Annotated in this window: 18 protein-coding genes and 1 other RNA gene; 8 read left to right on the forward strand and 11 right to left on the reverse strand. The window is 69.0% G+C overall.

Features of this window, described 5'->3' with window-relative positions:
* Positions 1-35: 35 nt before the first annotated feature.
* Positions 36-1202, forward strand: a complete 1167-nt coding sequence (locus ASD56_RS11340; protein WP_055965647.1) for a tyrosine-type recombinase/integrase — start codon at positions 36-38, stop codon at positions 1200-1202.
* A gap of 232 nt (positions 1203-1434) precedes the next feature.
* Here the strand turns inward: ASD56_RS11340 and ssrA are convergent.
* Positions 1435-1803: a transfer-messenger RNA gene (gene ssrA / locus ASD56_RS16030) on the reverse strand.
* A gap of 495 nt (positions 1804-2298) precedes the next feature.
* Here ssrA and ASD56_RS11345 point away from each other — a divergent pair.
* Together ASD56_RS11345 and ASD56_RS11350 are read left to right on the forward strand one after the other, a co-directional pair.
* Complete coding sequence (locus ASD56_RS11345; protein ID WP_055965649.1) at positions 2299-2559, forward strand: hypothetical protein; 261 nt, start codon at positions 2299-2301, stop codon at positions 2557-2559.
* 20 nt (positions 2560-2579) lie between these two features.
* Positions 2580-3254 (forward strand): SIMPL domain-containing protein, encoded by a 675-nt coding sequence (locus tag ASD56_RS11350; protein ID WP_055965651.1) that lies wholly within the window; start codon positions 2580-2582, stop codon positions 3252-3254.
* Between the two features lie 24 nt (positions 3255-3278).
* On the opposite strand, the gene smpB is transcribed toward ASD56_RS11350, so the two are convergent.
* From smpB to ftsE, 3 genes are all read right to left on the reverse strand, one after another.
* Positions 3279-3755, reverse strand: coding sequence for an SsrA-binding protein SmpB (smpB, locus tag ASD56_RS11355; protein WP_055965653.1), 477 nt, complete (start codon positions 3753-3755; stop codon positions 3279-3281).
* A 93-nt stretch (positions 3756-3848) separates the two neighbouring features.
* Positions 3849-4763 carry a permease-like cell division protein FtsX gene (gene ftsX / locus ASD56_RS11360; protein WP_055965656.1) on the reverse strand — a complete coding sequence of 305 codons (915 nt, stop codon included), beginning with the start codon at positions 4761-4763 and terminating at the stop codon, positions 3849-3851.
* A complete protein-coding gene (gene ftsE, locus ASD56_RS11365) occupies positions 4760-5953 on the reverse strand; it encodes a cell division ATP-binding protein FtsE (protein WP_055965658.1) in 1194 nt (397 codons plus the stop codon). Before ftsE ends, ftsX begins: the two co-directional genes overlap by 4 nt.
* A 114-nt stretch (positions 5954-6067) precedes the next feature.
* On the opposite strand from ftsE, the gene ASD56_RS11370 reads away from it, so the two are divergent.
* The gene (locus ASD56_RS11370; RefSeq protein ID WP_055965660.1) at positions 6068-7405 is read left to right on the forward strand and encodes an HNH endonuclease signature motif containing protein; all 1338 of its coding nucleotides are present in this window, start codon (positions 6068-6070) and stop codon (positions 7403-7405) included.
* Positions 7406-7452: 47 nt separating this feature from the next.
* Positions 7453-7800: a cupin domain-containing protein gene (locus ASD56_RS11375; protein ID WP_055965662.1), complete on the forward strand. Its 348-nt coding sequence runs from the start codon at positions 7453-7455 to the stop codon at positions 7798-7800.
* A gap of 18 nt (positions 7801-7818) precedes the next feature.
* On the opposite strand, the gene ASD56_RS11380 is transcribed toward ASD56_RS11375, so the two are convergent.
* Both ASD56_RS11380 and prfB read right to left on the reverse strand, forming a co-directional pair.
* On the reverse strand, positions 7819-8265 hold the full coding sequence (locus tag ASD56_RS11380; RefSeq protein ID WP_055965664.1) for a GNAT family N-acetyltransferase: 447 nt from the start codon (positions 8263-8265) through the stop codon (positions 7819-7821).
* Between the two features lie 42 nt (positions 8266-8307).
* Positions 8308-9417, reverse strand: coding sequence for a peptide chain release factor 2 (prfB, locus tag ASD56_RS11385; protein ID WP_055965666.1), 1110 nt, complete (start codon positions 9415-9417; stop codon positions 8308-8310).
* 20 nt (positions 9418-9437) lie between these two features.
* Between prfB and ASD56_RS11390 the strand changes: the two genes are divergently transcribed.
* Positions 9438-10712 carry an MFS transporter gene (locus ASD56_RS11390; RefSeq protein WP_055965668.1) on the forward strand — a complete coding sequence of 425 codons (1275 nt, stop codon included), beginning with the start codon at positions 9438-9440 and terminating at the stop codon, positions 10710-10712.
* Positions 10709-11044 carry a hypothetical protein gene (locus ASD56_RS11395; RefSeq protein WP_055965670.1) on the forward strand — a complete coding sequence of 112 codons (336 nt, stop codon included), beginning with the start codon at positions 10709-10711 and terminating at the stop codon, positions 11042-11044. Before ASD56_RS11390 ends, ASD56_RS11395 begins: the two co-directional genes overlap by 4 nt.
* 6 nt (positions 11045-11050) lie before the next feature.
* Here the strand turns inward: ASD56_RS11395 and ASD56_RS11400 are convergent, their stop codons facing one another.
* Positions 11051-12067, reverse strand: a complete 1017-nt coding sequence (locus ASD56_RS11400) for a transcriptional regulator TrmB (RefSeq protein ID WP_235565660.1) — start codon at positions 12065-12067, stop codon at positions 11051-11053.
* A gap of 79 nt (positions 12068-12146) precedes the next feature.
* Between ASD56_RS11400 and ASD56_RS11405 the strand changes: the two genes are divergently transcribed.
* Positions 12147-15989 carry a S8 family serine peptidase gene (locus ASD56_RS11405; RefSeq protein WP_055965672.1) on the forward strand — a complete coding sequence of 1281 codons (3843 nt, stop codon included), beginning with the start codon at positions 12147-12149 and terminating at the stop codon, positions 15987-15989.
* Between the two features lie 72 nt (positions 15990-16061).
* On the opposite strand, the gene ASD56_RS11410 is transcribed toward ASD56_RS11405, so the two are convergent.
* The 4 genes from ASD56_RS11410 to ASD56_RS11425 are packed head-to-tail and all read right to left on the reverse strand — an operon-like array spanning position 16062 to position 17570.
* Positions 16062-16508, reverse strand: coding sequence for a pilus assembly protein TadG-related protein (locus ASD56_RS11410; protein WP_055965674.1), 447 nt, complete (start codon positions 16506-16508; stop codon positions 16062-16064).
* On the reverse strand, positions 16505-16945 hold the full coding sequence (locus ASD56_RS11415; protein WP_235565662.1) for a TadE/TadG family type IV pilus assembly protein: 441 nt from the start codon (positions 16943-16945) through the stop codon (positions 16505-16507). The genes ASD56_RS11410 and ASD56_RS11415 overlap by 4 nt, the downstream gene beginning before the upstream one ends.
* A 13-nt stretch (positions 16946-16958) precedes the next feature.
* A complete protein-coding gene (locus tag ASD56_RS11420; RefSeq protein WP_055965678.1) occupies positions 16959-17366 on the reverse strand; it encodes a TadE/TadG family type IV pilus assembly protein in 408 nt (135 codons plus the stop codon).
* Between the two features lie 3 nt (positions 17367-17369).
* Complete coding sequence (locus ASD56_RS11425) at positions 17370-17570, reverse strand: hypothetical protein (protein WP_082541421.1); 201 nt, start codon at positions 17568-17570, stop codon at positions 17370-17372.
* Positions 17571-17581 lie beyond the last annotated feature (11 nt).

Below are 17581 nucleotides of genomic sequence, written 5' to 3' on the forward strand. Positions count from 1 at the left end.
CGCACCTCGAGGCTACCCTGGCCCCGAGGTGAGCCATGGGAAGCATCACGGCGTACGAGATTGAGGCTGGACGGCGCTACCGGGTTCGCTGGCGCAACGACCAGCAGAAGCAGGTCGAGAAGAAGGGCTTCCGCACCAAGAAGGACGCAGAGCTCTACCTCGCGCACAGCGAAGTCTCGCGTTCGAATGGCTCCTACACCGATCCCGGCGAGGCCCGCATCACGGTGGGCGCGCTCGGCGTCGAGTGGCTCCGCAACAAGGAGCACGCCCTCAAGGCATCGTCGTTCAGCTCGCTGAAGACGTCGTGGCGGGTCTACGTCCTCCCCCGCTGGGGCGACGTGCGTATCGGGGATATCCGTGCGTCCCATGTCGAGCAGTGGATTCGCGAGCTCTCAGAGGGCACGGCGACGACGAAGCGCACGAAGAGTGAGAAGGCCGGCGCCAACCCGCGTTCTGCGAGTGTCGTCTACCGTGCGCTAGGCGTGCTCGCGGGCATCCTGGACACCGCCGTGCGCGATGGCCGCATCCCGCGCAACGTCGCCCGCGGAGCTCAGAACCTGCCTCCGAAGCAGTCGCAGAAGCCGCGGCGATACCTGACTCACGCCGAGGTGGTCCGCCTTGCCGAGTCGACGAACAACGACACCCACAAGACCCTCATCCTGCTGCTCTCTTACTGCGGGCTCCGCTGGAGCGAGGCGATCGGCATGCACGTCAGCGACATCATCTTCCCCAGACATCGGATCCAGGTGCAGCGCGCCGCTGTCGAAGTCGAGGGCAAGATCGTGCTCGGGACTCCGAAGAATTGGGAGCGCCGGCTCGTCCCCTTCCCCGCCTTCCTCGAAGATCCTCTCAAGCAACTCTGCCGCGGCAAGCGGGCCGACGACCTCGTCTTCACGGACCTTGAGGGCAAGCACCTGCGCCGGGCCAAGACGCAGTACGGCGTGAACTCGTGGTTCACGACCGCGCTCGATCTCGCCGACATCGAGCGGCTGACACCGCACGACCTGCGTCACACCGCGGCGAGCCTGGCGATCTCGTCCGGAGCGAACGTGAAGGCCGTGCAGCGGATGCTGGGTCACAAGTCGGCGGCGATGACACTCGATACCTACGCCGATCTGTTCGACGACGACCTTGCCGACGTCGCCGAGCGGATGAATCAGGGCGGGTTGAACGCCGATGTCGGCCGCCTCTGGGCGAGCTGATCGCCATTCCGTCTCGCTGCCCTCGCTCTTCGACCGACTCGCGCTCGCTCGCTCGCTCGGACTAGAAACCGACAACTAGCGGCTTTCGGACACGCTTATCGACATGTATACCTCAAAAGTTTGTGGGCGATTTGTGGGCGATGAGACTCTTGGTTGACTCCTCGACAACGAACGAAGGCCCCAAAACCCGCGTGATTACGCGGCTTTCGGGGCCCTGTTCCGTGACAGCGGGTGGTGGAGATGGGGGGAATCGAACCCCCGTCCATCGCTGAGATACTGCGTCTTCTCCGGGCGCAGTCTGTGAAGACGTTCTACTCGGCTCCGACCTTTGTCACAGACACCTAAGTCGACAAGCCCAGCCTGGGAAGAGTCCCGCGTGACGTCCAGACGCCGTCACGCAGCAAGTCCCCTAGATGACGCCAGGATCCGTAGCGGGAACACCTACGGTCTGACGGAACTCAGGCTCGCTTACGCAGCGAGGGCGAGTTCAGTGCGCTTGGTTTCGGCACTTATTGGTTTGCAGAGATCGTTTACGAGATAACCCTGCATCCTCGGCCCGCTTCTCGCAGATTCGCAGGCGATGTCGAAACCGATCATCCCCATGAGCCTTCGTGCGAAGGGCCGCTGTCACGCTGTTGAGTTGCCATTACCGGATGCCGAAGCATCCGAGCACATCAGTCTATAACGTCTCGGCGACACGGACCATTCCGCGGTGTGCTGAACCGTAGAGTGAAGCTCCCTCGTAACTTCAGGAGCCCGCTTGACCCCTCGCACCTCGGCCGTCGTGGCCGTCGCTGCCCTGCTGATCTTCGCTCTCGCCGGATGCGCACCCGAGCCTGTTCCCTCGCCGGATCCGAGCGCTACTCGGACTGCGTCCCCTACCCCCACGCTGACCCCGAGTCCGACTCCGACTCCGACCGCCACCCCGATCGCAGCGACATGCGAGAACACCTCCACGGCGGAGTGGCATGCCGCGGCGGCGCGGATGGATTGGGTGTCCTGGAGCCGGCCTGACGGATCCGGTTGGCCGTTCGCGGAATTTCCGGGTGGTGCGCCCGTCGGAAGCTTCACCTGCACGTGGGGTGCGGACCCGGACTTGGGTACGGACAGCGTAGCGACGCTCGCGTGGGCTCCGATCGAACCGGATGCCGCTGCCTCCGCCCAGAGCTACCTCGAATCGCTGGGCTTCGTTCGCATCGAGACCCCGGAAGGGGTTTATCTCGCGCAGAAGGGCGACGACGGCTGGGCCGATGCCGAAGGTTACGGAGTGACGTACCTCTTCACTGACACGGATGTCCGCTGGGCCGCCTACAAGGACGAGGTCGGCTACGTGAAAGCACCCGACGAGGCGGGCTGATCGGCGCGTAGAGTCGGCCCATGAGCGAAGTCGTCATCACGGTCCGGGGCGAGCACGAAGCACGTCTGGCGCCCGAGCGCGCCGTGGCCCACCTCACCATCCGCGCCGAGAGTTCCGAGCGCGGCGACGCCGTCGAGCGCATGGCCGCCTCCAGCGCCGTCGTGCGCGACGACCTGGAGTCGCGCAAGAGCGCGGGGACCATCGCCGAGTGGACGAGCCAGCGGGTATCGGTGTGGTCGGACCGCCCGTACAACCACGAAGGCCGTCGCCTGGCCCCGGTGCACTATGCCACGGTGGACTTCTCGGCCACCTTCACGGACTTCCCGGTCCTGTCGGCCTGGGCCGCAGAGGTCGCCGAGCGGGAAGGCGTACAGCTGGGCTGGATCGACTGGCAGCTCACACCCCAGACCCGGACGGCGACGGAGCGGGATGTCGCGGCCGGCGCCGTCGGGGTCGCTGTGACCCGCGCGAACGCCTATGCCTCGGCCATCGGGCTGTCCACCGTGACCCCGGTCGAGATCGCGGACCTCGGGCTGCTCACGCGCAACGACTCCCCCACGCCTGAGCATGCGCCTCGCATGCTGATGGCGAAAGCATCCTTCGCCGGCGATACCGGCGGCGGACCCTCCGTGCAGCTCCAGCCCGAGGAGATCGTGATCACGGCCGCGGTGGAAGCACGGTTCCGCGCGAGCTGACGCCGGGTCGCGGCATCCGCTCGGCTACTCCCCCAGGCGGTTGCGGCCGCGCATCGCGCGCTCGGCCTCGCGCTTGTCTTCGCGCTCGCGGATCGTCTGGCGCTTCTCGTACTCGCGCTTGCCCTTGGCGACGGCGATCTCGACCTTGGCGCGACCGTCGTTGAAGTAGAGCTTGAGCGGCACCAGCGTGTATCCGCCCGCCGACACCGCGTGCGAGAGCTTCACGATCTCGTCCTTGTGCAGCAGGAGCTTGCGGATGCGCTTGGACGCGTGATTGGTCCAGTGCCCCTGCGAGTACTCGGGGATGTGGACGGCGTCGAGGAACGCCTCACCGCCGGAGATGTAGGCGTAGCCGTCAGAGATGTTCGCGCGTCCCTGCCGCAGCGACTTCACCTCGGTGCCGGTGAGCACCAGGCCCGCCTCGTAGGTCTTCTCGATCGTGTACTCATGGCGCGCGCGACGGTTGGTCGCGACGACCTTCTCACCGCGTTCGCGAGGCATGACCACTCCTTGTTCGATCGCCGCGCGAGCGCACGGCAGCCCGTCAGTCTATCCGAGCCCGCACGAGTCGCGCGAACGACCCAGCCTGCCGGGTCAGGCGCGCAGCCACCGCCGGATCGCGAAGCTCGCGGACAGGCCCGCGAGGAGCACGCCGATCAGCACGAGGATCGGCACCACGAGCCACGCATCGCCCATGTCGACCCACGTCGTCACGAACTCGACCCGGCCTCGCAGGTACTGGTCCACGCCGAAGTGCACGCCGGCGAGGACTGCCGCGCTGGCCAGGATCGAGCCGAGCAGCGCGGCGAACACGCCCTCCAGGATGAACGGTGTCTGGATGAAGCGATTGGATGCCCCGACCAGGCGCATGATGCTGAGCTCGCGCCTTCGCGCATAGGCGGACAGCCGGATCGTGGTCGCGATGAGCAGCACCGCTGCGATGAGCATGAGGGCGGCGATGCCGACGGCGATGTAGGTCGCGACGGTGAGCGCCGAGAACAGCGGCTCGAGGTACTGCAGCTGGTCCTTGACCTCCTCGACGCCCTCCGTGCCCGAGAAGGCCTCGAAGATCACGTCCGACTGCCCCTGGTCGACCAGGTTGATCCAGAAGGTCTCGTTGAGCTGATCGGGCGTGATGACGCTCGCGTAGTCGTCGCCGAACAGCTCGAGCGCGTTCTCGTACGCCTCGTTCCGGTCCTCGAACCGCACGTCGCGGATGAGGGGCGACAGCGCCGGACCCTCGAGCTTCTCCTGCACGGCGGCCAGCTGCTCCTCGGTCGCGACACCGCCGGTGCAGGTCGGCGCGAGCGAGATGCCGGTGCACATGTAGATCGCGACCTGGGCCCTGTCGACCCAGAAGTCCTTCATCGTGCCGATCTGCATCTGCATGAGGATCGCGGCGCCGACGAAGGTCAGCGAGACGAACGTCACCAGCACGACGGAGATGACCATCGAGGCGTTGCGGCGCAGTCCGGTGAACGCCTCGGAGAGGATGAGTCCGGCCCTCATGACGTCGGCCCCACTTCGCGGTCGCCTTCGCTGTCGTCGAGCCCCAGACGGTCGGCCAGTCCCAGCTCGGCGACGTCGAGCTCGGCGAGGTCGATGAGCGGAATCGGCTGGGTGTGGGATGCCGGGGGCGTCTTCTTCGCGGATGCCGCGGCCTTCTCAGCCGCCGCGGAGTCCTCGGATGCTGCGGATTCGTCTGGCGGCGCGGCCGTGGCCGGCGCCGTGTCCTGCGAGCCCGTGGTGTCGGCGGCGCGTGGTGCGGGGGCCGGCGGCTCAGCGGCGGGGGTCGGGGCGGGCTGCGGCTCCGGCTCCGGCTCGGCGCTCGGGGCGCTCGAGGGTTCCGGGGCGCCAGGTGCGGCATCCGCTCGATCTTCCGCATTGGCGAGTGTGGGGTCGAGGCCCGCCTGGGCTGCGGCGACGGCCTCGCGCTGCACCTCGAGCACGGCGGTTAGTGCGGCCACAGCGGCTGCGCCGCGCTCCTGCTCGGGCGCGAGGCTCGGCAGGCTCGAGGTGTCTCCGTAGCCGCCGTGGCGCTCGTCGCGGACCATCTCACCGTGGCGCAGCTCGATCACCCGGCGCTGCATCTGGTCGACGAAGCCCGCCTCGTGCGTGGCCATGACCACGGTCGTCCCGCCCGCGTTGATGCGCGCGAGCAGCTGCATGATGTCCACCGAGGTGGCGGGATCGAGGTTTCCGGTCGGCTCATCGGCGAGCAGGACCTGAGGACGGTTCACCAGCGCGCGGGCGATCGCCACGCGCTGCTGCTCACCGCCCGAGAGCTCGTGCGGGAACCGCTTCTCCTTGCCCGCGAGACCCACGAGCGCGAGCACCTCGGGGACCGTTTGCTGGATGAAGCCCTTCGACGATCCGATGACCTGGAGCGTGAAGGCGACGTTCTGGAAGACCGTCTTGGTCGGCAGCAGCCGGAAGTCCTGGAACACCGCGCCGACGTGACGTCGGAAGTACGGGACTTTGCGGTTCGTGAGCGTCCGCAGATCGCGGCCCAGCACGACGACCCGGCCGTCGGTGGGCGTCTCCTCGCGCAGGATCATGCGGAGGCACGACGACTTTCCCGAGCCGGACGCGCCAACGAGGAACACGAACTCCCCGCGCAGCACCTCGAAGTCGACATTGTTGAGGGCAGGCTTCACCGTGCCCTTGTAGCGTTTCGTGACGTTCTCGAACCGGATCATGGCCCCACGAGCCTATGCGGCCGACTCCTCACCGTGACCGCGACACCCGGGGTCGGCACGCACCGATGTGCGGGCCCGCCTCAGAATGTCGGAGGTATGTTCTAACGTCTGAGTATGACCCCTTCCGACGACGACTCGTTCGCCGCGGACGAGAGCGCCGTGTGGGATGCCGAGCCCGTCGACGACGCGGGGTGGTACGTCGACGGCGTCGATGCAGCGCCGGTGCCGGACGACGTGGATCGGGTGACTGAGGTCGCGGACATGATGGCGGTGTTCGCGGCGCAGCGGGTGCTGCGGGTCGAGGCGCTGCGACGCAACGCGCTCGACGACGCGGCCCGGTACGGCGGCGCGATCGAGTCCGTTGTCGATCGGTCGGTGCGGCTCGAACTGGCGGCAGCGCTGCGGGTCACCGAGCATGCCGCGGCCAGCCTGCTGGGGTTCGCGGAGGCGCTGGTGCACCGCTACCCGGCCGCGCTGGACTCGCTCGGCCGGGCCGGGATGACCGAGCGGCACGCCGAGATCCTCGTCGATCTGCTCGACAGCGCCGAGCCCGACGTGCGGAAGCGACTCGTGCCGCGTGCCGTGGAACTGGCCGGAGAGCTTGCCGTCGGGTCGTTCCGGCGGGCACTGCGCCGGCTGGTCGAACTCGAACAGTCCGCGACCCTGGCGGAGCGGCACGAAGCAGCCCTGCAGGGTCGGCGGGTGGTGGTCGAACCCGCCGGCGACGGCATGGCCTGGATTCACTCACTGGGTCCCGAGGTCGAGGCGCACGCCATTTACAACCGGCTCACCGCGAAGGCGAAGGCGATCTGCGCCCATCCCGACGAGACCCGCACGCTCGACCAGGTCCGCGCCGACATCTTCGGCGACCTGCTCATCGACGGCGACACCGCCCACCTGGCTCCCGAAGCCCGCGGCATCCGCGCCACCGTCGCCGTCACCGTGCCGGTGCTGACCCTCCTCGACGAGTCCCAAGCCGCGGATGCCGCACCGGCGGTGGTCGAGGGCCTCGGACCGATCCCGCTCGCGAAAGCCCGGGAGTTGGCCGGGGGCGCCGACGGGTGGACCCGTATCCTGACCCACCCCGAGACCGGGGTCGTGCTCTCCGTCGGACGCGACCAATACCGGCCACCACCCGCACTGCGACGACTGGCCCGATGGCGGGCCGACCGATGTATGGCACCCGGATGCGGGATTCCCGCCGCACGATGCGAGATCGACCACACCATCGCCTGGGAACACGGCGGCCCCACCGCCCTCGACAACCTCGCACCCCTCTGCAAAGGGCACCACACCATCAAGCACCACGGCGGCTGGCAGGTCGAACAGGTCGACGGGTCCGGCGGCGCCCTGCACTGGACCTCGCCCTCCGGACGCCACTACACCGTCCACCCCGAACGCCGCGTACCTGTCTTCCGGGCCGCCGCCGAGACCGCCCCGGCGCCCTTCTGACGCACGCGGCGATGGACGACGAGGGGCCGAACGATGAGGATGGAGGAATGACTGCGTCCCCCATTCCGGCATCCGATCTCCTCGTCGGCGCGTCTCGCACGATGCGCTTCGAAGGCGAGCAGTACGACTCCGGCATCTCGTTCTTCTATGTCGACAACGACCCCGGGATGGGTCCGGATCTGCATCGGCATCCGTACACCGAGACGTGGCTCGTCATCGAGGGCGAAGCGACCATCCGGATGGGCGAGGACACCGTGGTGGCACACGCGGGCGACACCGCCGTGGTGGCCGCCGACACGTGGCACGGCTTCAAGAACACCGGAAGCGGGCGGCTGCGCATCATGTGCATCCACGCCTCCCCCGTGATGATCCAGGAATTCCTCGAGGGGGCCTGAGACTCGGACCCGCGGGACTCAGACCCGCATCACGCCGACGGTCTCGCCGAACAGCTCACCGGCCTTCTCGAAGCCCACCGCCAGGTAGAAGCCCTCGGGGCCGTCGGCAGCGGGTTCCCACAGCACCGTGATCTGCTCGAAGCCGCGGCGGCGCGCCTCTTCGGCGACCTGCTGGACGGCGAAGCGTCCGACACCTCGCCCTTTCGCCTCGTCGGCGACATTGAGTCGCCAGATGCCACTGCGGAACTCGGGGATCTCGTTCTCGGCGTCCCAGTTCGCCATCACGAAGCCGACGACCTCGTCACCGTCGAGGATCACCCGCGGCCACGCCGTCGGCGTGACATACGCCTCGGCGATCGAGTGCAGGACGGGTGCCACGTAGGCCTTCTCGCCGATCGCCGGCGGCAGCCCGATGACCGCAGGAAGGTTCTCCGTGGACAGCTCAACCAGTCGCAGATCGCTCATGCGCCGACCCTAGCGACCGCCATCGACAATCCGCGCGGGCGCTCAGTCCTCGGTGGGACGCTTGCGCCAGCGGATGCCGGCCGAGATGAAGCCGTCGATGTCGCCGTCGAACACGATCGCCGGGTTGCCGACCTCGTGCCCGGTACGGAGATCCTTCACGAGCTGCTGGCCATAGAGGAAGTACGAGCGCATCTGGTCGCCCCAGCTCGCGGTGATGACACCGGCGAGCTCCTTCTTCTTCGCGGCTTCCTTCTCCTTCTGGAGCAGGAGCAGACGCGTCTGCAGCACGCGCATCGCGGCAGCACGGTTCTGGATCTGCGACTTCTCGTTCTGCATCGAGACGACGAGCCCGGTCGGGAGGTGGGTGAGGCGGACGGCGGAGTCGGTCGTGTTGACCGACTGGCCGCCGGGTCCCGACGACCGGAAAACGTCGACGCGGATGTCACCCTCGGGGATGTCGACCTCGACGGCCTCCTCCATGACGGGGATGACCTCGACCGCGGCGAAGCTCGTCTGGCGCTTGTCGGCCGATCCGAACGGGCTGATGCGGGCAAGGCGATGGGTGCCGGCCTCGACCGAGAGGGTGCCGTAGGCGTAGGGGGCGTCGATCTCGAAGGTCGCGGACTTGATGCCCGCACCTTCGGCGTAGGAGGTGTCCATCACCTTGACGGAGTACTTGTGCCGCTCGGCCCAGCGCAGGTACATGCGCATCAGCATCTCGGCGAAGTCGGTGGCGTCGTCGCCGCCCGCGCCCGACCGGATCGTCACGACCGCCGAACGGTCGTCGTACTCCCCGTCGAGGAGCGTCTGCACCTCGAGCTGGCCGACGATGTCCTCGAGCTCGGCGATCTCGCGACGGGCCTCTTCGGCCGAGTCCTCGTCGTCCATCTCGTTGGCGAGTTCGACGAGCACCTCGAGGTCGTCGAGGCGGCTCTCGACGTCGGTGACGCGCTTGAGCTCGGACTGACGGTGACTCAGGGCGCTGGTGACCTTCTGCGCCTTGTCAACGTCGTCCCACAGATCGGGTGCGCCCGCCTCTTCGCTGAGCCGCGCGATCTCGGCGGTGAGCGCGTCGACGTCGACCACGGCCTTGATGTCGGAGAACGTGGAGCGCAAGGCCTGGATGTCGGCGGAGGGATCGAAGTCGAGCATGACTGTCCAGACTAACGTGGATGCCCGTGAGTGATCAGCCGCGAGAGGTCCTCGCACGGTTCGGCCCCATGATCTACGGGCCGACCGTGCTCTTCGCGGTCGGCGAGGGGGCCGTGATCCCGCTCATCCCCGTGATCGCCGCGCAGCTCGGCGCCGACCTCGCCACGGCCGCGCTCGTCTCGTCCGCCCTGGTCGTCGGACAGCTGTGCGGCAACATCCCCGCGGGATGGGCCGTCGCCCGCATCGGCGAGCGCTTCACCATGGCGGCCGCAGGCACACTCTCGCTCGTCGCCGTCGGCGCGATGGCGTTCGCCCCCTCTCTCGCTCTCTTCGCGATCGCGGTGTTCCTCATCGGGTTCTGCGCCGCGGCGTTCGGGCTCGCCCGGCACTCGTTCATGACGACGCGGGTGCCTCTGGCGTTCCGGGCCCGGGCACTGTCGCTCCTGGGCGGGACCTTCCGCCTCGGCATGTTCATCGGACCCTTCGTGGCCGCGGGACTCCTCGCCCTCACCGGGGACGAGCACGCCACCATGTGGTTCTTCGCGGCCTGTCTCATAGCCACCGTGCTGCTCGTGCTGCTCGGCCCCGATCCCGAAGCGGAGCTCGCCCGCACCGCCGCGACGCGAGCCGACCCACCGCTGACCGAAGACACCGGCGAAGCGGTCACCGGGTCGATCCCCACCGCCGAACGCATCGGCGTCTTCCGGACGATGTGGCGATTCCGCCGCGTCCTCGCACGCCTCGGGCTGGCTGCGGCATCTCTCTCCGCCGTCCGTTCCGCACGACAGGTCGTGCTGCCGCTGTGGGGCGTGTCGATCGGACTCGACGCCCAGACCATCGCGATCGTCGTCGGCGTCTCGGGCGCACTCGACTTCGCGCTGTTCTACGCGAGCGGCCAGGTGATGGACCGCTTCGGGCGCCTGTGGGCGGCACTGCCCGCCATGCTGCTGATGGGCGCCGGATTCCTCGCGCTGTCGTTCACCCACGAGTCCGGCCAGGCGGCGATGTGGTTCGCGCTGTTCGCGGCGGTGCTGGGCGTGGGCAACGGCCTGTCCAGCGGCATCCTGCTCACGCTCGGCGCCGATGTCGCGCCCAAGGGCGATCCCGCGCCGTTCCTCGGGTCGTGGCGAACTCTCACCGACGCCGGCGGCGCCGTCGCGCCGCTCCTCGTCTCAGCGATCGCCGCCGTCTCGACGCTCGCCGTCGCGACGGGTGCGATCGGTCTCGTCAGCCTGCTCGGCGCCGCCGCCTTCGTGCGATGGGTGCCGCGCTTCGTGCCGAAGCCAGAGCGATGAGCGACGGCATCGTGCGGTTCTGCCGCAGCCGCAATGGCGGCCGGAGGTGCACCCGTCATCTCGACCACCCGGGGCTTCATCGGCACCGAGCCGTGATGTGGGCGGATGCCGCGGCCGACGCGGCGCGGTGCTCCGGCTCGGGCGGCTCCGGCTCCCCCGCCTTGCCGCTGCCGGACGGGTATCCGAACGGCCGCGCGCTGTGCCCGTTGTGCCTGCGGTTCGTCGCACTCGACGCCGACGACCGAATCGCGGAGCACGATACCGCGGACCCGGCGGATACGCCCGACGAGGCGCGACGTCGCCGGGAGTGGCTCAACACGAACGGATGGTGACCGCGGTCACACCCAGGCGCGCCGCACAGCCTCGGCTCCCAGCTGCATGCGGGTCGTGACGCCTGCGACCTCCATGAGATCCGACACCCGACGCTGGACGGTGCGCAGCGAGATGCCGAGCTGGCTGGCGGCCGCGGCATCCGTCACTCCCAGCAGGAGCAGGCGGAGCAGGTCGCGATCGATGTCCTCCGCCGTCGGCGCTGCGGCGACGGGCAGGAACTGCGTCGCCGTGCGCCAGTACTCGTCGAAGATCGAGATCACCAGATCGAGCAGGCCGCTGGGGTGGATCAGCAGGGCGCCGAAGCCGCCCTCCTCGCCCTGCGAGTGCATGGGGAGCAGCGCCATCTGGTCGTCGGCGATGAACATCCGCGTGGGCAGCGTGGGCAGCACGCGGACCTCTTCGCCGATCTGCGCCATCTCCCGTGCGGCCGACAGGAATCCGGGCCGCTCGAGCACGGCGCTCTCGACGATCACCCGGTACCGCACGCCTCGAGCGAGGGCGCGATCCTCCTCGACGTTCTCCTCGCCGCTCAGCAGCGCGATCTCGTTCAGCACGAGCACCCGCACCTGGGAGGTGCTCGCCGCCTGCAGCTGCGCCACGCGCTGACGCACGGCGTCGTCGCCGATGACGACATCGACGACATCGGCGATGCTGCGCTTCTCCGCCGAGCGGCGGTAGAGGTCGCTGAGATCGGCGAGCGCCTCGTGCGCACGAGTGAGCCCGCGTTCGCGCTCGAGCAGCAGCGGCCGCAGTGCCATCGTCGGCGGGGAGGCGACGAACCGGTCGCTGCTCGCGGCCTGGCGCGCGAGCAGCCCCAGACTCTCGAGCTCGGAGACGATCGGACGCACGCGCGGCAGCGACATGCTGAGCGCCGCCGCGACCTCCGGGATCGAGGCCGACGGCTGCTGCAGCACGAACCGATAGACGGCGGTATGCGCCTCATCCAGTCCGAGTGCGTCGAGCACGTTCGCCTTTCCCATGCCACCCATCGTCACCCGGCGACCCTGGCGGATGGTGGACATGGCGTTTCTCCGCCACCACTTTAGGCGATGCCCCGTGTGAGGCTCGTCTGCGGATCCCCTACCCCCGAGAGGCTCACGCATGTCACGACACCAGCCCACCGGCCGTCGCCTGCGCCCCATCGTCGCCGCCACAAGCGGTCTGGCGATCGGCATCGCAGGCATCGGCCTCACGACTCTGCCGGCGGTTGCCGACCCCAGCCCGAACGGTGTCCCCAGCACCCCCGCGGCCGCCGGCAGTTCTCACAAGGTCACCCTGATCACGGGCGACCGCGTCACGGTCACCGACTTCTCCGACGGCACACACACCGTCGACATCGACACCGCTGTCGATGGCGCCGGAGTGCGCACCTACGAGGTCGGCGGCGAGCTCCACGTCGTTCCCGATCAGGCGCTCGCCTACCTCGCGTCCGGCGTCCTCGACCGCGATCTGTTCAACGTGTCGAAGCTGGTCGAGTACGGCTACGACGACGCGTCGGTCGACGCGACCCCGATCATCGTCGAGCAGGCCCAGGTCGGCACGTTCTCGGCGCCGATCCCCGGCATCGAGGCTCACACCGAACTTGCCAGCATCGGCGGCGCCGCCGCGACCCTCGGCCACGCGGACTCGGCGTCGGCCTGGATGGCTCTCACCGCCTCCGGCGCGTCGACGTTCTCCACCGCTCCGACGCTGGCGGGCGGCATCGAAGCCATCCACCTCGACGGCAAGGTGCGCGCGACGCTCGACAGCAGCGTCGGCCTCATCGATGCACCCGAAGCGTGGGCGCAGGGCTACACCGGCGCCGGCGTCACCGTCGCCGTGCTCGACACCGGCTACGACGACACCCACCCCGACCTCCAGGGCCGCGTCCTCCCGAGCTCCACGAGCTTCGTTCCCGGCGAAGAGGTCGCGTCCGATCCCAATGGCCACGGCACGCACGTCGCCTCGACGATCGCCGGCACCGGCGCCGCCTCCGACGGCACGCACCGCGGTGTCGCCGATGGCGCGAACCTGCTCGTCGGCAAGGTCCTCGGCGCTGACGGCAGCGGCCAGGACTCCTGGATCATCGACGCCATGGAGTGGGCCGGGCAGAACGCCCCGATCGTCTCGATGAGCCTCGGCTCGTCCGAAGCCTCGGACGGCAAGGACCTGATGGCCGAAGCGCTCAACAGCATCTCCGAGGAGACCCGCTCCCTGTTCATCGTGGCAGCCGGCAATCAGGGCGCCGCGGAGACGATCGGCTCACCCGGCTCTGCGGAGCAGGCGTTCACCATCGGATCGGTCGATGACCCGTCGGGCGACATGTCGTACTTCACCAGCCAGGGGCCGCTCTCTCGCTCCGGCGCGATGAAGCCGAATGTCATGGGTCCGGGCGGCGACATCACCGCTGCTCGCTCCGGCGACAGCGGCGGTGAGGGCTCCTACGTCGCGATGAGCGGCACGTCGATGGCGACGCCGCACGTCGCGGGCGCCGCGGCGATCCTGCTCGGCGCGAACCCGGACATGACCAACGAACAGCTCAAGGCCGCGCTCGCCAGCACCGCCGTCGAGGGCGAGTACACCGCGTACCAGGGCGGCACCGGTCTCATCGACATCGATGCGGCTCTGGATGCGCCCGTGATCGCTGGCGGCTCCGGCGACTTCGGCATGCTGATGTGGGGCGAGGAGCCGACTCCGGTCGAGCGCTCCGTCACGTACACCAACCGCACGGATGCCGAGATCACCCTCGAGCTCACCGCGACGCTGAACGACACCACGCCCGGCGGCGGCGACGAGGGGCCCGGCCCCCTTTCGGAGGGCATCGCGTTCGATGCCCTGACGATCGACGCCACGTCGCTCACCATTCCCGCAGGGGGCACCGCCACGGCGACCATGGTCGTCGACCCGGCCAAGGTGCCTGCGGGCGCGCAGCTGTCCGGCGCTCTCGTCGGCTCCGTCGACGGCGAGCCCGTCACGCGCACGGCCCTCGGCACGATCGCCGAGCTGGAGCGCTACGACCTCACCCTGACGGCGACCGGATTCGACGGCCAGCCCGTCGGCACCTACGCGGTCATCTACGACGTCGCGGCTCAGTGGATGGAGCCGGTGTACATCGACGGCGAGACCACCGTTCGCCTCGTGAAGGGCGACTACGCGGTCATGTCCTACATGCAGCTCGACCGCACGCCCGACACGGTCGCGGTGGTGCTCGACGGCGACCCGAAGTTCTCGCTCACGCAGAACCACACGGTCGAACTCGACGCGCGCGACGCAGTGCAGGCGACGGTCGACGTGCCGCGGGACGGTCTTGAGACGGTCTTCCAGCGGATGGACTTCCGTGCGGACGACTTCGTGTCGAGCGTCGTGATGCCGGTGGTGGTCGATGAGATGTGGGCGACCCCGATGAAGGTCGACGACGCGAAGTTCGACTTCACGACGCGCTGGCGTCTGTGGACGCCGATGCTGACGGTCGCCGCGGGGAAGAAGCCGCTCGACGTCATCCTCCAGGGCGGCTCGCCGTTCCTCGACGGTGAACTCAAGGGCACCGCCGTGAACGCCGGAACCGGCACCACGCAGGACCTCGCGGCCACCGACGTCGCGGGCAAGGTCGCCGTCATCACCGATTCCGCCGACATCGCGCCCGGTGACGCCGTCGCCAACGCGGCGGCAGCCGGCGCGACCCTCGTGATCTTCGCGAACGACACGGACGGCGAGTGGAACCGGTGGGTCGGCTCGGCCGACTACACGGCGAACGCGTCGATCCCGGTCGCAGGCATCAGCGGCGTCGAAGGGCGTGACCTCCTCGCGAGGATGGCCGACAAGAAGGTGACCGTCTCGGCGGTCGGCGACCACTACGCCGACGTCGTGTACGACATCGCCGACTACAGCGCGGGCGAGATTCCGGCCGAGCTGGCGTTCACGCCGACCGACCTCACGCGGATCGACACGACCTACCACGGTCAGAAGGAGGCCATGGGCGAGTTCCGGTACGACTTCGTGCCGGGTGCCACCTACGGCGTCGGAAACTTCCTGATCGCCGAACGCGGCAACGTGCGCGAAGAGTGGGTCAACACCGAGGACCTGCACTGGAACCAGGGCGTCGGCATCGACTCGGTGCGATGGGAGATGCGCGACATCCGTCGCGCCTACCAGGCGAACGACGAGGTCGAGGCCGAGTACTTCGGCGGAATCGTGCGGCCCTACGTGGCGACCGGCTACTGGGTCCCCTACCGCGTGTCGGACTACGCGCAGATCAACATCCCCAGCTGGGCCGACGGCGGCAGCGCCGACCACACCGGCTCGTTCGACACCTGGATGGAGCCGTCCACGGTCGTGCAGACCACCGATATCTACATCGACGGCGAGCTGATCAAGCAGGCGCAACATCAGGGTGCCAACGTGTACGAGCTCCCTGACGGCGAGCAGGAATGGCGCGTCGTGAGCACGGCGACCCATGACGGCACGCACCTCGCAGGCTCGAACAAGACGGTCTCGGAATGGTCGTTCCGTTCGGCCGGCAAGCTCGGCGACTGGGACTACCGGCTGCTGCCGATGATCCAGGCGTACTACGGCGTGGACGTCAACGTGGAGAACCTGGTAGGCAAGGGCCGCAAGAAGGGCTCGAGCATCCCGCTCGACCTCGAGCTCGGCCACGTCGCCGGCACTGTTGAAGCCGGCGCCATCACCGACGCGACGCTCGAGGCCCGCACCGCGGGCGGCGAGTGGGTGCCGATCACGCTGACCTCCGCGGCGACCGATGCGCCCGCCGGCGCGGTCGAGGGCGACGGCGACATCTTCGTGAAGTCCCGCGCCTGGGTCAGCGGCTACGCCGCCCAGATCCCGGTGTCCGACAAGGGCGGCTGGGTCGACCTGCGGGTGACGGCGAAGGATGCCGCGGGCAACACCTTCTCGCAGGAGATCGAGCGTGCGTTCCAGGCGACTCCGGCCAAGGGCGTTCGCCCCTGACAGGTCCGCAGTGAAGGCGAAGGCCCCATCCGCTCCAGCGGGTGGGGCTTTCGCCGTGGGCGGCCTCCGGGTTCAGCGCAGCGCGGTCCGGCTCGTCGCGGTGGCCTCGAGCGCCACTCCGTCGGGCACGAACAGCGTCAGCACGGGCGGGCGCCAGACGTCCGCGACGGTGACGCGAGCCGAGACTCCGTCCGGCGTGGCCGCGGAGACGAGCACAGCTCCCCCGCCGACCTCGCCGACCATCTCCGCTGCCTGTTCGAGCACAGCCGCGTCGGTCAGCGTGGCGACGGGCTCGTCACCGACCACGCTCAACACGAAGCCGTCGGCAGCGGCGAGGGCCGCGGCATCCGCGAGCGAATCGAGCTTCTTCTGGGCGAGATACAGGCTCGCGGCGTCGACGCACACGAACACCGTCACGAGGGCGAGAACGGCGTAGCCGAGGGTCAGGATGAGGACGCTGCCCTCGTCGTCCGGGTCGCCCGGGCCACGACCGGCATCCCTGATCGGTCGCCGTCTCATTCAGACCCCCAGAATCGAGAGACCTTCTGCGCGGCCGAGGCTTCCACCGGAACGGAGGCCAGCCGATCCAGACCGAGGACCGGCGGGACGAGCGGCAGCGCGATCGCCGTCCGCAGGGTGACGACGAGCGTGGCACCCGCCGAGGGGCACGTCGCGCCGGCTGGCCGACACTCCAGCACCAGGCCGACGGCGTCGGGATCGAGTCCGTACTCCCGCACGACGGAGTCGAGGACCAGATCGGCGCGTTCCTCGGCGTCCGCTTCATCAACCGCGGTGGCGACCGCGCGCGCGATGTGCCGGGCGCCGGCCTCGGCGCCGAGCGACTGCCCCTGAATGAGTCCCAGGGTCACGACCAGGTAGATCAGGGGCACGAGCATGAGCAGCCCGACGACGATGAACTCCAGCGCCGCCGATCCCCGCTCGGGATCGTCGTCCACCGGACCGGGCGCGTCAGTCGAAGGATTCGACGGGCGCATGGGCCGTCACCTCCAGTGTTCGCGGGGCCCCGAGCAGTCCCACGAGTGGCAGCACGGTCCTCACCGTGACCTCGACGATCGGATGCCCCGGCGAAGTGCTCTCGCGGACCGTGATGTCGGCGGCATACTCCGATCCCACCGTGCGCGACACGATGTCGTGCGTGCGCTGCGCCCCCTCATCGAGCGAGGTGTCCGCCAGCGCGGCGTGATAGGCGCCTTCGACAGCGGCGTCGTGGACCAGGTTGCGCACGTAGATGGCGAGTCCGAGCTGCAGCACCGCGAGGGTCAACACGGTGAGCAGCGCACCGACCATGACGAATTCGACCGGGCTGGAACCGGTGTCGTCCTCGACGACGGCGGCGAGCCGGGCGCGCAGGCCCATCGCCTAGAGGCCGGAGACCCGGGAGATCGCCTGTTCGAACAGGCTCGCCAGTGCCGGACCCGCGAGCGCCCAGATCACCACGACCAAGCCGGCGGTCATCAAGGTGATCAGCACCCAGCCGGGAACGTCGCCGCGCTCGTCCTCGATGAGGTCGCGTGTCGCGCCGCGCAGTCGCGCAACGGTCCGATCGATGAGGTTTCGCATGATCTCTCCTT

This window comes from Microbacterium sp. Root166 (genome assembly GCF_001427145.1).
GTDB lineage: Bacteria > Actinomycetota > Actinomycetes > Actinomycetales > Microbacteriaceae > Microbacterium.

Coding starts and splice junctions, on each gene's coding strand:
- ASD56_RS11340 (WP_055965647.1), top strand. CDS start 36: ATGGGAAGCATCACGGCGTACGAGATTGAGGCTGGACGGCGCTACCGG.
- ASD56_RS11350 (WP_055965651.1), top strand. CDS start 2,580: ATGAGCGAAGTCGTCATCACGGTCCGGGGCGAGCACGAAGCACGTCTG.
- smpB (WP_055965653.1), bottom strand. CDS start 3,755: ATGCCTCGCGAACGCGGTGAGAAGGTCGTCGCGACCAACCGTCGCGCG.
- ftsX (WP_055965656.1), bottom strand. CDS start 4,763: ATGAGGGCCGGACTCATCCTCTCCGAGGCGTTCACCGGACTGCGCCGC.
- ftsE (WP_055965658.1), bottom strand. CDS start 5,953: ATGATCCGGTTCGAGAACGTCACGAAACGCTACAAGGGCACGGTGAAG.
- ASD56_RS11370 (WP_055965660.1), top strand. CDS start 6,068: ATGACCCCTTCCGACGACGACTCGTTCGCCGCGGACGAGAGCGCCGTG.
- ASD56_RS11375 (WP_055965662.1), top strand. CDS start 7,453: ATGACTGCGTCCCCCATTCCGGCATCCGATCTCCTCGTCGGCGCGTCT.
- ASD56_RS11380 (WP_055965664.1), bottom strand. CDS start 8,265: ATGAGCGATCTGCGACTGGTTGAGCTGTCCACGGAGAACCTTCCTGCG.
- prfB (WP_055965666.1), bottom strand. CDS start 9,417: ATGCTCGACTTCGATCCCTCCGCCGACATCCAGGCCTTGCGCTCCACG.
- ASD56_RS11390 (WP_055965668.1), top strand. CDS start 9,438: ATGCCCGTGAGTGATCAGCCGCGAGAGGTCCTCGCACGGTTCGGCCCC.
- ASD56_RS11395 (WP_055965670.1), top strand. CDS start 10,709: ATGAGCGACGGCATCGTGCGGTTCTGCCGCAGCCGCAATGGCGGCCGG.
- ASD56_RS11400 (WP_235565660.1), bottom strand. CDS start 12,067: ATGTCCACCATCCGCCAGGGTCGCCGGGTGACGATGGGTGGCATGGGA.
- ASD56_RS11405 (WP_055965672.1), top strand. CDS start 12,147: ATGTCACGACACCAGCCCACCGGCCGTCGCCTGCGCCCCATCGTCGCC.
- ASD56_RS11410 (WP_055965674.1), bottom strand. CDS start 16,508: ATGAGACGGCGACCGATCAGGGATGCCGGTCGTGGCCCGGGCGACCCG.
- ASD56_RS11420 (WP_055965678.1), bottom strand. CDS start 17,366: ATGGGCCTGCGCGCCCGGCTCGCCGCCGTCGTCGAGGACGACACCGGT.
- ASD56_RS11425 (WP_082541421.1), bottom strand. CDS start 17,570: ATGCGAAACCTCATCGATCGGACCGTTGCGCGACTGCGCGGCGCGACA.